14 protein-coding genes are annotated in these 13,400 nt (G+C 72.2%); 6 read left to right on the top strand and 8 right to left on the bottom strand.

What is annotated here, in order from left to right:
* Window positions 1–2: 2 nt before the first annotated feature.
* The 3 genes from NEH16_RS10010 to NEH16_RS10020 all read right to left on the bottom strand — a co-directional run bounded on the left by NEH16_RS10010 (window position 3) and on the right by NEH16_RS10020 (window position 3,758).
* Entirely contained in the window at window positions 3–1,028 is a 1,026-nt protein-coding gene (locus NEH16_RS10010) for an AAA family ATPase (RefSeq protein ID WP_073963982.1), read from the bottom strand.
* A gap of 130 nt (window positions 1,029–1,158) precedes the next feature.
* Complete coding sequence (locus NEH16_RS10015; protein WP_265541167.1) at window positions 1,159–3,225, bottom strand: trypsin-like peptidase domain-containing protein; 2,067 nt, start codon at window positions 3,223–3,225, stop codon at window positions 1,159–1,161.
* Complete coding sequence (locus NEH16_RS10020; protein WP_265541169.1) at window positions 3,222–3,758, bottom strand: CU044_2847 family protein; 537 nt, start codon at window positions 3,756–3,758, stop codon at window positions 3,222–3,224. The genes NEH16_RS10015 and NEH16_RS10020 overlap by 4 nt, the downstream gene beginning before the upstream one ends.
* A gap of 113 nt (window positions 3,759–3,871) precedes the next feature.
* On the opposite strand from NEH16_RS10020, the gene NEH16_RS10025 reads away from it, so the two are divergent.
* Window positions 3,872–4,054 (top strand): DUF6104 family protein, encoded by a 183-nt coding sequence (locus NEH16_RS10025; RefSeq protein ID WP_003961784.1) that lies wholly within the window; start codon window positions 3,872–3,874, stop codon window positions 4,052–4,054.
* Between the two features lie 33 nt (window positions 4,055–4,087).
* Here NEH16_RS10025 and NEH16_RS10030 read toward each other — a convergent pair whose 3' ends face one another.
* Window positions 4,088–4,909: a hypothetical protein gene (locus NEH16_RS10030; protein ID WP_265541229.1), complete on the bottom strand. Its 822-nt coding sequence runs from the start codon at window positions 4,907–4,909 to the stop codon at window positions 4,088–4,090.
* Window positions 4,910–5,069: 160 nt separating this feature from the next.
* Here NEH16_RS10030 and NEH16_RS10035 point away from each other — a divergent pair, with 160 nt between their 5' ends.
* Together NEH16_RS10035 and NEH16_RS10040 are read left to right on the top strand one after the other, a co-directional pair.
* The gene (locus tag NEH16_RS10035; RefSeq protein WP_265541231.1) at window positions 5,070–5,927 is read left to right on the top strand and encodes a DUF4097 family beta strand repeat-containing protein; all 858 of its coding nucleotides are present in this window, start codon (window positions 5,070–5,072) and stop codon (window positions 5,925–5,927) included.
* Between the two features lies 1 nt (window position 5,928).
* Window positions 5,929–6,888, top strand: a complete 960-nt coding sequence (locus NEH16_RS10040) for a PadR family transcriptional regulator (RefSeq protein WP_265541233.1) — start codon at window positions 5,929–5,931, stop codon at window positions 6,886–6,888.
* Window positions 6,889–6,957: 69 nt separating this feature from the next.
* Here the strand turns inward: NEH16_RS10040 and NEH16_RS10045 are convergent, their stop codons facing one another.
* The 4 genes from NEH16_RS10045 to NEH16_RS10060 all read right to left on the bottom strand — a co-directional run bounded on the left by NEH16_RS10045 (window position 6,958) and on the right by NEH16_RS10060 (window position 10,143).
* The gene (locus tag NEH16_RS10045) at window positions 6,958–7,533 is read right to left on the bottom strand and encodes a Clp protease N-terminal domain-containing protein (protein WP_265541235.1); all 576 of its coding nucleotides are present in this window, start codon (window positions 7,531–7,533) and stop codon (window positions 6,958–6,960) included.
* Window positions 7,533–7,742 carry a helix-turn-helix domain-containing protein gene (locus NEH16_RS10050; RefSeq protein ID WP_018102716.1) on the bottom strand — a complete coding sequence of 70 codons (210 nt, stop codon included), beginning with the start codon at window positions 7,740–7,742 and terminating at the stop codon, window positions 7,533–7,535. Before NEH16_RS10050 ends, NEH16_RS10045 begins: the two co-directional genes overlap by 1 nt.
* 31 nt (window positions 7,743–7,773) lie before the next feature.
* Window positions 7,774–8,745 carry a zinc-binding dehydrogenase gene (locus NEH16_RS10055; protein ID WP_073963989.1) on the bottom strand — a complete coding sequence of 324 codons (972 nt, stop codon included), beginning with the start codon at window positions 8,743–8,745 and terminating at the stop codon, window positions 7,774–7,776.
* Window positions 8,746–8,919: 174 nt separating this feature from the next.
* Window positions 8,920–10,143, bottom strand: coding sequence for an NAD(P)-dependent malic enzyme (locus tag NEH16_RS10060; protein ID WP_265541238.1), 1,224 nt, complete (start codon window positions 10,141–10,143; stop codon window positions 8,920–8,922).
* A gap of 525 nt (window positions 10,144–10,668) precedes the next feature.
* Between NEH16_RS10060 and NEH16_RS10065 the strand changes: the two genes are divergently transcribed.
* Genes NEH16_RS10065 through NEH16_RS10075 form a run of 3 tightly spaced genes read left to right on the top strand, consistent with a single transcriptional unit; the run spans window position 10,669 to window position 13,380 of the window.
* Window positions 10,669–11,637, top strand: coding sequence for an ABC transporter substrate-binding protein (locus NEH16_RS10065; protein WP_265541240.1), 969 nt, complete (start codon window positions 10,669–10,671; stop codon window positions 11,635–11,637).
* 28 nt (window positions 11,638–11,665) lie between these two features.
* Window positions 11,666–12,622 (top strand): amino acid ABC transporter permease, encoded by a 957-nt coding sequence (locus NEH16_RS10070; RefSeq protein WP_073963992.1) that lies wholly within the window; start codon window positions 11,666–11,668, stop codon window positions 12,620–12,622.
* Complete coding sequence (locus NEH16_RS10075; RefSeq protein WP_073963993.1) at window positions 12,619–13,380, top strand: amino acid ABC transporter ATP-binding protein; 762 nt, start codon at window positions 12,619–12,621, stop codon at window positions 13,378–13,380. Before NEH16_RS10070 ends, NEH16_RS10075 begins: the two co-directional genes overlap by 4 nt.
* Window positions 13,381–13,400 lie beyond the last annotated feature (20 nt).

Consider the following 13,400-nt stretch of genomic DNA (forward strand, 5'->3'; position numbering starts at 1 on the left):
CCTCACCTCGGCCGGTCGAGTCGCTGGATGAGCAGGTCGGCGAGCCGGTCGCGGCCCGCCGGTGACGCGGCGTGCGTGAGGTATATGGCGTTCAGCAGCTGGTCGGTGGCGAGGAGTTCGGTGCGGGACCGTTCCAGGAAGTGGGCGATCAGGTCGTCGCTGGCGCGGGCCGCCTCCTCGCCGAGGTGGGCCTTGACGAAGGAGGCGAGGCGCTTGTGGTCGGGGCGGCCGAGTTCCAGGTGGATGCAGCGGCGCATCAGCGGGGCCGGGAAGTCCCGTTCGCCGTTGCTGGTGAGCACGACGAAGGGGAAGGCCCGGCACTGCACCCGGCCGCCCTTGATGCGGACCTTGTTGCCGTCGTGGTCGAGCACGTCCGCCTCGCCGTCGGGCAGCCGGTCCGCGATCCGTTCCAGCTCGGGGATGGCGAACTCGCCCTCCTCCAGGACGTTCAGCAGGTCGTTGGGCAGGTCGATGTCGCTCTTGTCCAGCTCGTCGATGAGCAGGACGCGCGGCCGGTCCGAGGGCAGCAGCGCGGTGCCGAGCGGCCCGAGCCGGATGTAACTGCCCACGCTCTGCGCCGCGTCGGCCCCGGCACCGCCGCCGGCCGCCGCGTGCGAGGCGATCTGGACGTCCTGGAGCCTGGCGATGGCGTCGTAGTGGTAGAGGCCGTCCTGGAGGGTGGTGCGGCTGACCACGGGCCAGCGCAGCACCTTGCCGAGTTCGAGCTCGCGCGCCACGGAGTGGGCCAGGGTGCTCTTGCCGGCGCCCGGGTCCCCGGTGACGAGCAGGGGACGCCGCAGGTACAGCGCGGCGTTGATCATCTCCAGTTCCTCGGCGCCGGGCCGGTGCTCCTCGGCGACGCGCCCGGGGATGCCGAGCCGCCGGTCGGCGGACTCGCCGCCGTCCGCCCCGTCGGCCCCGCGGCCTCCGGTGAAGTCGCGCCAGGGCGGCGGGGGCGGCAGCTGGGGCACCTCGTCGTGCGGTTCGCCGATGCCCCGGTAGATGAGCCACTCGCTCGGTTCACTCATAGCGTGTCCCTCGTTGTCACCCGTCCGCCAGGGGCGGCCTGCGTCGGACGTGCCCTACCGTATCGATCCGGCTCAACACCCGTAAGTGGAAAGCCAGTTCGCTTACCCGACTGATGCCCCGCACGGTGGCTCACGGCGCCTCCAGGAAGTCGGAACCCGGCAGCGGTCGGTGCGGATCGTCGTAGTAGAGGGCCGCGCCGGCGGACCAGTACGTCTCCGTCCGCCCCGCGCTCACCCCGCGTCTCAGTTCATGGATCTTCCACGGCAGCCGGTCGTGGGTGCGGGTGTCCGACACCGCCTCGGCCACGCGCCGGTGGAACTCCTTGCAGACCGTGTCGCCCTCCGCCGTGCGCCGCTGGAGCAGCGCCACGCCGAAGCCGCTGTCGAGCAGCCGCACCACCCCGGCCGTCACCTCGGGGTCCGGCAGGCTGCCGTAGCGGCACAGGACGGGCACGGTCCCGTGGGCCAGGGTGCGCAGCCGCGCCGACTCCGGTACACGTACCCGCAATTCGTCCTCGCAGTCGACCACCTCGGCCCGGATCGCGGCCGCGAGCCCCGCGTCCCACCGGGCGGGCCGCTCCTCGGCCGCCCCCTGGTACGGGCTGCGCAGCACCACCGGGCGTACGGCTCCGAGCCGCGTCCCGGACGGCGGCAGCACCCAGTCGTCCACCGGGAGCCCGAAGAGCGCGGGCGCGACGACGACCTGGAGCATGGCGGGGCTGTCCGGTTCGTCGCACCGCCGGAACGCCTCGGTCAGCGCGGCGGCGAGCCGGTCCGGCACGGTGCCGAGCGGCACGCCGCGGCTGTCCTCGTCCACGGGCTCGGCCTCCGCGGCCCGGCGGTCCACGGCGACCCGCCAGTCGTACTGGTCGCGGGCCCAGCCCTGGAGGTCCACATGGAGCACGACGCAGTCGCGTTCGCCGTAGCGGACGGGATCGCCCGCCGGGGCGCGGGCGGCCCGCTGGCGGTTCTGTTCCAGGCGGAGCCGGATCGCGGCCCACTCCACGTCGAGCTGCCGCCGAAGGTCGCGGGGGAGTTCGGTGTCGGCGATGCGCTTGACCCAGCCCCAGAGCGCCTTGGCGTTGCGCACCGAGAGCTGGCCGCAGGGGCGGTCCGCCGCGAGGACGCCCATGCAGTAGCGGACGATCAGCTCGAACCGGGCCTCGCGGTCGCGGGCGCGGGCGTCGTAGAGCGCGCCGAGTCCGTCGCGCCAGCCGCGCGGGGCCGGTCGGTGGTCGCGGGCGTACACCCCGGGCAGCCGGTCGAGCAGCGTCAGCAGCGACCGGGTGCTGGCCGGGGGCGACAGCTCCGCGAGGCGGCCGAGGAGTTCGGCGCGCAGCTTGGGGCCGAGGATGCCGCCGGGCGGGTCGGGCAGGTCGCTCTGCGCGTCGGTCCAGGTCCGCTCGGTGCCGGCGGAGCTGGTGTGCCGGTCGGCGTGGTAGCGGTCGTGGGCGTGGAAGACGGACTGGTATATGTCGTCGGTCTCGGTCTCGACGGGCCCGGCCGGCACCTCCAGGGTGCGCAGCCGCTCGACGCCGACGGCGGTGCCGCCCTGGTGGCCGTTGATCTGCGACTTGATGACGCCGACGACCTCGCCCCGGGCCAGGTCGACCAGGGGGCCGCCGGACATGCCGAGCTCCACCCAGTCGCCGTCGATCCTGACGACCTGTTCGGCGTCGCCCGATCCCCCGTACGAGCCCTTGACGACGCAGACGCCGCTGCGGTTCCGGAGCCCGCCGCCCTGGACGGGCGCCCAGCCGACGCAGCGCACCTCGCGGCTGCGGAGCAGGGCCTCGGACCGCTCGGTGACGTACACGCAGGGGTGCTCGACGGGGCGCTGGAGCTGGATCAGCGCGAGGTCGGGGGCCGGCCAGCCGCCCGGGCCGGGGGGCCGGGTGCCGGGCAGGGCGGCGACGACACGGCCCGGCACCTCGGTCAGTTCCGCGCTGTAGCGGTCCTCCTTGAACCACACGCCCACCATGCCCCCCTCCCCCCGCGTCGCCACATGCGCACAGGTGAGGACCCAGCTGGGTGCGACGAAGAATCCGCTGCCCAGGAAGTCCCCTTCCGGCCCGTCCTGGGCATACCCGGACGGCGGGCGATGGATGCGTACGGTGGCGTCCTGGACGAGGTCCATGAGGGCGGCCTGGGCGGGACCGAGGGCCCCCTCTGCGCCCCCCTGTTCCCCGAAGGTCATGCCCCGCCGCCGTCGGGGTCGTCCGCACCGCCGGGGTGTGCCGGTGCGCCGGGGGGTGCCCCGGCGGGCGGGAAGCCGGGAGGTGCACCGGCGCCCGGCGGCGTGGCGGGGGGCGCGAAGGGCGGGGCCGTCTGCGCCGGTACGGGGGCGGGCGGGGGCGCGTCGATGGGCGGCCCGCCGCCGTTCCAGGTCAGCGTGACCGTGATGGCGCCCTTGGCCTCGCCGTCCGCGAGCAGCCCGACGACCTTCCCGGCCTTGGCGGTCAGCTCGATGCCGAACTCGACGCTCACCTCGTCCGGCCGCACCGCGCGCAACGGCACGGCGAGCGAGCGCGCCACGCCGGTCACCACGGAGTGCAGGCTCTCGACCCGGGCCTGCACCTGGTCCGCGATGTCCCCGAACCCGGTGTCCGTATAGGTCGGACCGCCCCCGGGCGCCGGCCCGGTCAGCTCCTCGGCCCCGGAGATCCTGGCCCAGACCGGTGTGCCGTCCGGCAGCTCAATGCGCGTAATACGGGACCCACTGTCACCCATGACACCCCCCGTTTCGCCAACTACCCGCAGATTAACGGCCGTAGTCGGCGGATGCGGGCTGGTTCGACGAGGAGGCGTCCCAAGGTGCGCGAAGGCCGTCCTAGACTTGAGCCATGTACTTCACCGACCGCGGTATCGAGGAGCTGGAGAAGCGGCGAGGCGAGGAGGAGGTCACTTTCGAGTGGCTCGCCGAGCAGCTTCGTACGTTCGTCGATCTCAATCCCGACTTCGAGGTGCCGGTCGAGCGCCTTGCCACCTGGCTGGCCCGTCTGGACGACGAGGACGAGGACGAGTAGGGGTCACTCCCCGGCGGTTCATTCCCCGCCGGTTCACTCCCCGCCGGGGCGGCCCTCGCGTACGCGGTCGTACGCGAGTCCCAGCGCCCCGTGCGCCATCAGGAGCGCCCCGGCGAAGGCCCAGCCGCCGCTGCGCCGGGCCGCTCCCCACAGGGCGAGCGGCAGTCCGGCCGCGAGCTGGAGGCCCGCCAGCGCCCGCGCCCGCGGGCCCCGCACCCACGGTCCGAGCCGACTGCTCTCCACCGCGCCCAGGTCGACCCGGACCGCGTCGCGCCAGCCGGGCCACTCGATGCGCTCGGCGTCCTCCCAGTCCTCGCCCGCGCCGAACCCGGCCGGGAGCGCGAGACCGGTGCGGGTGAGGACGGCGACCAGCCCGCGCAGCCGGGCCCGGGCGTCGGCGTCCGGGTCGGGGCGGGTGAGCGCTTCGAGCGACTGCACGTCCAGTACGGGGTCGAGCCCCAGCCGCTCGGCGAACGTCCGCATGGCCTCGTCCTCGCCGGCCGGGGTGCCGTCCGCCAGCCAGACGTAGCCCACGGGGCGGCGGAATCCCGAGGCCAGCGTGTATCCGGCCCGGTCGGCGTCCCACCACAGCGCGAGCACCGGCCAGGTGGAGCCGACGGCGAGCGCGGTGGCCCAGCCGCCCAGCACCCGGTCGACAGGTTCGGCCCGCTCCCCCTCCCCGGCCCTGGCCCGGCGCCCGCCCTGCCAGGGCTCCCCCTCCGGTACGAGCGCGCTCCAGCCCGGTCCGGCCGGCGCGAGCAGCAGCGGTTCGCGCAGCAGCTGCGCGACGGGGCGCACGGCGTCCGGCACGGTCCGGCACAGCAGCAGGGCACCCACGGGGGAGGTCGCGTCCATGCCTCACACCGTAGGACACCTTGCCCAGGCTTGTGGGGTTTTGTGCACCCTGCCCGCCCGCACTCCCGCCCGTTTTCTTGACTTCCCGAACCCGCGATATATCGTGTTCTTCAAGAGACGCGATATGTTGCGTCGCCAGTGCTATCGGGAGGTCAGATCCATGCCTGTCTCGACGTGGTCCGTCGCCGAGCCTCGGAAACTGGCCTTCGAGGAGCCCGTGACCGCGCTGAAGGTGCGCATCGTCAACGGCACGGTCAACGTGGTCGGCACCGACGAGCCGACCGCGCGCCTGGAGGTCTCCGCCATCGAGGGCCCGCCGCTGGTCGTGACGCAGGAGGACGGCGTCCTGACCGTGGCGTACGAGGACCTGGCCTGGCAGAACCTGCTGAAGTGGTTCGACCGCAAGGAGTGGCGCCGCACCGCGGTCGTCTCGCTCGCCGTCCCGGCCGGCTCCTCGGTGGAGGTCGGCGTGGTCGGCGCCGGGGCCTTCGTCTCCGGCGTCCGGGGCCGTACGGAGGTGCGCGGCGTCACCGGTGACACCACGCTCGTCAAGCTCTCCGGGCCGGTGGGCGCGGAGACCGTGTCGGGCAGCATCGAGGCCCAGTCCGTCACCGGGGACCTGCGCTTCAAGTCGGTCTCCGGCGAACTGACGGTGGTCGAGGGCGCGGGCGCCTCCGTGAAGGCGGAGTCCGTCAGCGGCGGCATGGTGCTCGACCTGGACCCGACCGGGAAGCCCACGGACATCCGGCTGACCACGGTCTCCGGCGAGATCGCCATCCGGCTGCCGCACCCGGCCGACGCCCGGGTGGAGGCGAACACCGCGAGCGGTTCCGTCTCCAACGGCTTCGAGGACCTGCGGGTCAGCGGCCAGTGGGGCGCGAAGAAGATCACCGGCACGCTGGGCTCCGGCACCGGCACCCTGCGCGCGACGACCGTATCGGGGTCGATCGCGCTGCTGCGCCGACCCCCGGCCGACGAGGAACCGTACGACGCCGAGCCGACCGGAAAGGTGCTCTGACATGCCCCCCGTATTCGCCCACGGCCGTCTCCGGCTGTACCTCCTCAAGCTGCTGGACGAGGCGCCCCGGCACGGCTACGAGGTGATCCGCCTGCTGGAGGAGCGCTTCCAGGGCCTGTACGCGCCCTCGGCCGGCACGGTCTACCCCCGGCTGGCCAAGCTGGAGGCCGAGGGCCTGGTCACGCATGCCACGGAGGGCGGCCGCAAGGTCTACTCGATCACCGACGCCGGTCGCACCGAACTCGCCGACCGCACCGGGGAGCTGGCCGATCTGGAGCTGGAGATCCGGGAGTCGGTCTCCGAGCTGGCCGCCGAGATGCGCGACGACGTGCGCGGCGCCGCGGGCAAGCTGCGCAGCGAGATGCGGGCGGCGGCCGACGAGTCGCGCCACGTTCCCGGCGCCGCCCCCGGCACCAAGGCGCCCTTCGGCGACATCGGCGACCACGAGGCATGGCGCACCGCCAAGGACGAGCTGCGCAAGGCCAAGCAGGAGTGGAAGGAGCAGGCCCGCCGCGCCAAGGACGAGTCCCGGCGCGCCCGCCAGGACGCCCAGCAGGCCCGCCGCCAGGCGAAGGAGGCCCAGGACCGGGCGCGCGAGCAGATGCAGCAGGCCGCCCGCCAGGTCCAGGAGCACTTCGCCCGGGGCGACTGGCCGGCCGGGGTCCGCGAGGGCCTGGCCGAGATCACCGGTCGGCTGGGCGGCTTCGCCGGTACGGGGAGCTGGGGGCCGTACGCGAAGCCGGACGCCGCCAACGCCGACCCCGAGTGGGGCAGGGACGCGGGCGGCACCGGCGACCCGGCCCGCGATCTGGACCGGCTGCTCGACCGCTTCCGCGACGAGATCCGCGACGCGGCGCGGGACCACGGGGTGACGGAGGCCCAGCTCGCGGAGGTCCGCCGCCACCTGGCGACGGCAGCGGCGCAGGTGGGGGCGGTGCTGCGGGGGGACGGGGAGAAGTAGGGCAGGAAGTGCGCTTACGGGGGCCGGTCGCCCGGCCCCCGTAAGCCTGCCCGGCCCGTTCCCGTCGGGTCAGCCCGCCTTGCGCTCCTGGCCGTCCGCGCCGCCGTCCCCGTACAGCGCGCGTTCGACGGAGGCGTACGTCGCCCCGTGCTCGGCGAGCACGTCGGCGACGGGGCCGGGGGTCGCGGTGAGGGCCAGCAGGAGGTGCTCACCGCCGATGAACCGGTCGCCGCGCCCGACTGCGACGCGCAGCGACTTCTCCAGGGCCTTCTTCGCCTCCCGGGAGAAGGCCGGGCGGCCCGCGCGGCGTCGGCGTCCGCCGTCGTCCCGCAGGGCCCCCTCGCCGTGCGCCTCCTCGATGCGCGAGACGACGGCGGTGAGGTCGATGCCGATGTCCGCGAGGGCGTCGACGTCGGCCCTGCTCATGCCGCCGCGCCTGCGGGCCTCGGCGAGCGCGGCCTCCACGGACTCCCTACGGTCCACGAGGCCCAGCGCGGTGAGCGCGAAGGAGGCGCGGCCGGCTTCCTGGTCGAGGAGGGCGAGCAGCAGATGTTCTCCGGTGACCGTGGAGGCCCCGGTCCGCCCGGCATGGTCCACGGCGCCGGTCACCGTGGCGCGGGCGTCCTTGGTGAATCGCTCGAACATCAATGCCTCCCGTACTTCTTGTGCACGGCCTGCCTGCTGACGCCGAGTTCGGCCGCGATCTCCTGCCACGACCAGCCCTTGGCGCGGGCGCTTCTGACTTGTACGGCTTCCAGCTGCTCCAGCAGCCGCCGCAGCGCGGCGACCGACCGCAGCCCCACCCGGGGGTCGCGGTCGCCCGCCCGCTCGGCGAGATCCGTTGCTTCGGTCATGATGTCAACTTACATTGACACCACGGCCGCGTCAACCGTTGTTGACAGTGAGTACGATCTTCCCGAACTGGTCGCCCGCCGCGAGGCGTTCGAAGCCCTCGCGGGCGCGGTCCAGGGGCAGCACCGCGTCGATCACCGGGCGGACGCCGGTGGTGGCGCAGAAGGCGAGCAGGTCCTCCAGCTCGTCCTTGGAGCCCATGGTCGAGCCGACGACCTTCAGCTCCAGGAAGAAGATCCGGGTCAGCTCGGCGTGCGAGGGGCGGTCGCCGCTGGTGGCGCCGGAGATGACCAGGGTGCCGCCGGGGCGCAGCGACTTGACGGAGTGCGACCAGGTGGCGGCGCCGACCGTCTCGATGACGGCGTCCACCCGGTGCGGCAGCCGGGCGCCCGCCTCGAACGCCTCGACGGCGCCCAGCTCGACGGCCCGCCTGCGCTTGGCCTCGTCGCGGCTGGTGGCGTAGACCCGCAGCCCGGCGGCCCGGCCGAGCACGATCGCGGCGGTCGCGACCCCGCCGCCGGCGCCCTGCACGAGCACGGAGTCCCCGGGGCGCACCCCGGCGTTGGTGAACAGCATCCGGTACGCGGTGAGCCAGGCGGTCGGCAGGCAGGCGGCCTGCTCGAAGCTCAGCTCCTTGGGCTTCGGCAGCACGTTGTACGTGGGAACGGTGACCCGCTCCGCGAACGTGCCCTGGTAGCGCTCGGTGAGGATGGACCGGGGCTCGTCGGGCCCGACGCCGTGCCCGGTCTGGCCGATGACGGAGTGCAGGACGACCTCGTTGCCGTCCTGGTCGACCCCGGCGGCGTCGCACCCGAGGATCATCGGAAGCTTGTCCTCCGCGAGGCCGACGCCGCGCAGGGACCAGAGGTCGTGGTGGTTGAGGGAAGCGGCCCGGACGTCCACGGTGGTCCACCCGGGCCGGTCCTGCGGGGCCGGGCGGTCGCCCAGCTCCAGGCCGTTGAGGGGGTGGGCTGGGTCGAGGCTGGCTGCGTAGGCGGCGAACATGCCGCCGACGATAGGCGTCACCGTACCGACGCGTAACCGCCTGCGACTGTGACGCGCGCCGCTGATTCCGGGGCTCCGCCCCGGACCCCGCGCCTCAAACGCCGGCGAGGCTACTTGTAAGCCCCTCCGGCGATTGAGGAGCGGGGGTTACGGGGGCAGAGCCCCCGCAACGCCTCAGCGGCGGGCCACGCCCTCCGCGCGGGCCGCCGCGGCCACCGCGGCCGTCACCGCCGGAGCAACCCGCTCATCGAACGGCGACGGAATCACGTACTCCGCCGCCAGCTCCTCGCCGACGACGTCGGCCAACGCCTGGGCGGCCGCGATCTTCATCCCCTCCGTGATCCGCGAAGCCCGCACCTGCAACGCCCCCGCGAAGATCCCGGGGAAGGCCAGCACGTTGTTGATCTGGTTCGGGTAGTCCGACCGCCCCGTCGCCACGACGGACGCGTACTTGTGGGCGATGGCCGGGTGGACCTCCGGGTTCGGGTTGGCCATCGCGAAGACGAAGGCCCCCGGTGCCATCGACGCGACCGCCGCCTCCGGCACCGTACCGCCGGAAACGCCGATGAAGACGTCCGCGCCGGCCAGCGCGACCTCCAGGGGGCCCGAGATGCCCGCCCGGTTCGTGAGCTCCGCCAGCTCGCGCTTGACGTCGGTCAGGTCCTCGCGGTCCCGGCTGACGATGCCCTTGCGGTCCGCGACGGCCACGTCGCCGAGCCCCGCCTCCAGCAGGAACTTGGCGATGGCCACGCCCGCCGCACCGGCGCCGGAGATCACCGCGCGCAGGTCGCCCAGGCTGCGCCCGGACAGCTTCGCGGCGTTGCGCAGGGCGGCCAGCGTGACGACGGCCGTGCCGTGCTGGTCGTCGTGGAAGACCGGGATGTCCAGCCGCTCCTGGAGCTTGCGCTCGATCTCGAAGCAGCGCGGCGCCGAGATGTCCTCCAGGTTCACCCCGCCGAAGGAGGGGGCGAGCCGGACGACGGTCTCCACGATCTCGTCCGCGTCGGTGGTCGCGAGCGCGATCGGCACCGCGTCCACCCCGCCGAACTGCTTGAAGAGGATGGCCTTGCCCTCCATCACGGGGAGGGACGCCTCGGGACCGATGTCGCCGAGGCCGAGCACCGCCGTGCCGTCCGTGACGACGGCGACGACCTGCGACTTCCAGGTGTAGTCGTGGACCAGCTCCGGCCGCTCCGCGATCGCGCTGCACACCTTCGCCACGCCCGGCGTGTACGCGAGGGACAGGTCGTCCCGGTCCCGGATCGGGACGGTGGACTGCACGGCCATCTTCCCGCCCCGGTGGAGCGCGAAGGCCGGATCGAACGGCTCGTCGGTGGTGCTGTCGATACCGCTGTCGGTACTGCTGTCGCTGCGAGGATTGACGATCTCCGCTGCCATGGTGTTGACCCCTTAAGTCTTCATCGTTTGAGGGTGGCCACTCCTGGTTGAGGAGGGGTGGGCGGACCCGCGTACGCGCCCTGCGCCCGGCGGTTGGCCCGCCCCGGCAGGGGGTGTTGCGTACGCGCGGGCGCGCCGCACACGCGCCCTGAGCCCCGGATGAGGGGTGTAAAGGTCTTTCTTACCGGACGGACCTGGTCACGGACGAGTCCATATGCGCTCCGTGACATGACTCATAGTGGGCTGCCATTTCAACAGGTCAGCCTCGTGCCGGACCTGAGTCCGGCACGCGAGACGCGCCGCAGATCCTCCGGTCATAAGAAGCAAACCCCATAAAAGGTCCGGCCTTGGTGTACCGGCCTCAAGAGGTTCGGGGATCGCCCGTTACCCGATTTTGACATGCCGGGCCCCCTGTTCGGGCTAATCCGCATGGCAACATGCCGTAATCACACAAGGCGGCGACACCCGACGCCGTGTGCCATTACCGCCTGGCGAACCGTCCCCACCTGCCGGAGGAACCCGAACATGACCGCACGCTCCACCCGTCGTACGACCGCGACCACCCGCATCGCCGCGGTCGGCGCCATCGCGGTCGCCGGCACCATGCTGCTGACCGCCTGCGGCGACCAGACGAAGAACAACGACTCCGGGTCGACCAAGGCGAGCACCGGCGCCTCCGCCGGTACGTCCTCCCCCGCCGACCTGCTCCCCGCGGACATCAAGTCCAAGGGCGTCATCCGCGTCGGCTCCGACATCGCCTACCCGCCGGTCGAGTTCAAGGACAAGTCCGGCAAGACCGTGGGTATCGACCCCGACCTCGGCGCCGCGCTCGGCAAGGTGCTGGGCGTCGAGTTCAAGTTCGAGAACGGCACGTTCGACACCCTGGTCACCGGCCTGCGCGCCAAGCGCTACGACATCGCGATGTCGGCGATGACGGACAGCAAGGAGCGCCAGGAGGGCATCGACCCGGAGACGAAGAAGAAGGTCGGCGAGGGCGTCGACTTCGTCGACTACTTCACCGCCGGTGTCTCGATCTACACCAAGAAGGGCGACGACCAGGGCATCAAGACCTGGGCCGACCTCTGCGGCAAGAAGATCGCCGTCCAGCGCAACACCGTCTCGCACGACCTGGCCAAGGACGAGTCCAAGAAGTGCGCCGGCGGCAAGAAGATCGCCATCGAGCCGTACGACACGGACCTGGAGGCCCAGACCCGTATCCGCTCGGGCGGCGCCGACGCCGGCTCCTCCGACTTCCCGGTCGCCGCGTACGCGGTGAAGACCTCGGGCGGCGGCAAGGACTTCCAGATCGTCGGCGACCAGGTCGAGGCGGCCCCGTACGGCATCGCCGTCGCCAAGGGCAACGACAAGCTGACCCAGGCCATCAAGGCGGCCATGGACGAGATCATCAAGAACGGCGAGTACGACAAGATCATCGCCAAGTGGGGCGTCGAGGCCGGTGCGGTCACCGAGGCCAAGGTGAACGGCGGGTCCTGACCCGATCCGGCACTGAAAGGCATCAGCCGTGACTGACATCAAGAAGACGGGACCGGCCGACGAGCCGCCCGCATCCTCCGCCACGGCGGCGGCACCCGCACCGGAGGCCATCCGGGCCATCCCGGTCCGGCACTACGGCCGGTACGTCGCGGCGCTGGTCGCCATCGCCGTACTCGCGTCCCTCGTCTACGCCTTCAGCCAGGGCAAGATCAACTGGGGTGCGATCCCGGACTACTTCTTCGACGACCGCATCATCGACGGTGTGGGCCAGACCCTGCTGCTCACCGCCCTGTCGATGCTGATCGGCGTGGTCGGCGGCGTCCTGCTCGCCGTCATGCGGCTGTCGAAGAACCCGGTGACCTCGTCCATCGCGTGGTTCTACATCTGGTTCTTCCGGGGCACGCCCGTCCTGGTGCAGCTGTTCGTGTGGTTCAACCTTGGGCTGGTCTTCGAGTACATCAACCTCGGGCCGATCTACAAGGACTACTGGTCCAGCTTCATGACGCCGCTGCTCACGGCGCTGCTCGGGCTCGGCCTCAACGAGGCCGCGTACATGGCGGAGATCTGCCGGGCCGGTCTGCTCTCGGTGGACGAGGGCCAGACCGAGGCGTCGCACGCGCTGGGCATGAGCCACGCCAAGACCCTCCGGCGCGTCGTGATCCCGCAGGCCATGCGGGTGATCGTGCCGCCCACGGGCAACGAGGTCATCAACATGCTGAAGACGACCTCGCTGGTGGCGGCGGTGCAGTTCTACGAACTCTTCAAGAACGCCCAGGACATCGGGCAGGCGTCCGGGGCGCCGGTGGAGATGTACTTCCTCGCCGCCGCCTGGTATCTGATCATGACCTCGGTGCTGAGCGTCGGGCAGTACTACCTGGAGCGGTACTACGCGCGTGGATCGAGCCGCAGCCTGCCGCCGACCCCGTTCCAGAAACTGAGGGCCACCGTGCTCTCGGTGGGCCGCCCGAAGGGAGGCATCGCATGACCGCGATGGTGAAGGCCGAGGGCGTCCACAAGTCCTTCGGCGCCGCGCACATCCTCAAGGGCATCGACCTGGAGGTCGCCCCGCGGGAGGTCTTCTGCCTGATCGGCCCGTCCGGTTCCGGCAAGTCGACGTTCCTGCGGTGCATCAACCACCTGGAGCAGATCAGCGCCGGACGGCTGTACGTCGACGGGGATCTGGTGGGCTACCGCCAGAAGGGCGACAAGCTCTACGAGCTCAAGGACAGCGAAGTCGCCCTGAAGCGCCGGGACATCGGCATGGTCTTCCAGCGCTTCAACCTGTTCCCGCACATGACGGCCCTGGAGAACGTCATGGAGGCGCCCGTCCAGGTGCGCCGCGAGGCCAAGGCGGTCGCCCGGGCCCGTGCCGAGCGGCTGCTCGACCGGGTCGGCCTCCGCGACAAGGCCGGGAACTACCCCTCGCAGCTCTCCGGCGGGCAGCAGCAGCGGGTGGCCATCGCCCGGGCGTTGGCCATGGAGCCGAAGCTGATGCTCTTCGACGAGCCCACCTCGGCGCTCGACCCGGAGCTGGTCGGTGACGTGCTCGACGTGATGCGGGGCCTCGCCGAGGACGGCATGACGATGATCGTCGTCACGCACGAGATGGGCTTCGCCCGCGAGGTCGGCGACGCGCTGGTCTTCATGGACGACGGCGTGGTGGTCGAGTCGGGCCACCCGCGCGACGTCCTGACCAACCCGCACCACGACCGGACGAAGTCGTTCCTGTCGAAGGTGCTGTAGGGATTACCGGAAGGGCGGTA

The organism is Streptomyces drozdowiczii, from assembly GCF_026167665.1.
Taxonomy (GTDB): domain Bacteria; phylum Actinomycetota; class Actinomycetes; order Streptomycetales; family Streptomycetaceae; genus Streptomyces; species Streptomyces drozdowiczii_A.

Coding starts and splice junctions, on each gene's coding strand:
- NEH16_RS10010 (WP_073963982.1), bottom strand. CDS start 1,028: ATGAGTGAACCGAGCGAGTGGCTCATCTACCGGGGCATCGGCGAACCG.
- NEH16_RS10015 (WP_265541167.1), bottom strand. CDS start 3,225: ATGACCTTCGGGGAACAGGGGGGCGCAGAGGGGGCCCTCGGTCCCGCC.
- NEH16_RS10020 (WP_265541169.1), bottom strand. CDS start 3,758: ATGGGTGACAGTGGGTCCCGTATTACGCGCATTGAGCTGCCGGACGGC.
- NEH16_RS10025 (WP_003961784.1), top strand. CDS start 3,872: ATGTACTTCACCGACCGCGGTATCGAGGAGCTGGAGAAGCGGCGAGGC.
- NEH16_RS10030 (WP_265541229.1), bottom strand. CDS start 4,909: ATGGACGCGACCTCCCCCGTGGGTGCCCTGCTGCTGTGCCGGACCGTG.
- NEH16_RS10035 (WP_265541231.1), top strand. CDS start 5,070: ATGCCTGTCTCGACGTGGTCCGTCGCCGAGCCTCGGAAACTGGCCTTC.
- NEH16_RS10040 (WP_265541233.1), top strand. CDS start 5,929: ATGCCCCCCGTATTCGCCCACGGCCGTCTCCGGCTGTACCTCCTCAAG.
- NEH16_RS10045 (WP_265541235.1), bottom strand. CDS start 7,533: ATGTTCGAGCGATTCACCAAGGACGCCCGCGCCACGGTGACCGGCGCC.
- NEH16_RS10050 (WP_018102716.1), bottom strand. CDS start 7,742: ATGACCGAAGCAACGGATCTCGCCGAGCGGGCGGGCGACCGCGACCCC.
- NEH16_RS10055 (WP_073963989.1), bottom strand. CDS start 8,745: ATGTTCGCCGCCTACGCAGCCAGCCTCGACCCAGCCCACCCCCTCAAC.
- NEH16_RS10060 (WP_265541238.1), bottom strand. CDS start 10,143: ATGGCAGCGGAGATCGTCAATCCTCGCAGCGACAGCAGTACCGACAGC.
- NEH16_RS10065 (WP_265541240.1), top strand. CDS start 10,669: ATGACCGCACGCTCCACCCGTCGTACGACCGCGACCACCCGCATCGCC.
- NEH16_RS10075 (WP_073963993.1), top strand. CDS start 12,619: ATGACCGCGATGGTGAAGGCCGAGGGCGTCCACAAGTCCTTCGGCGCC.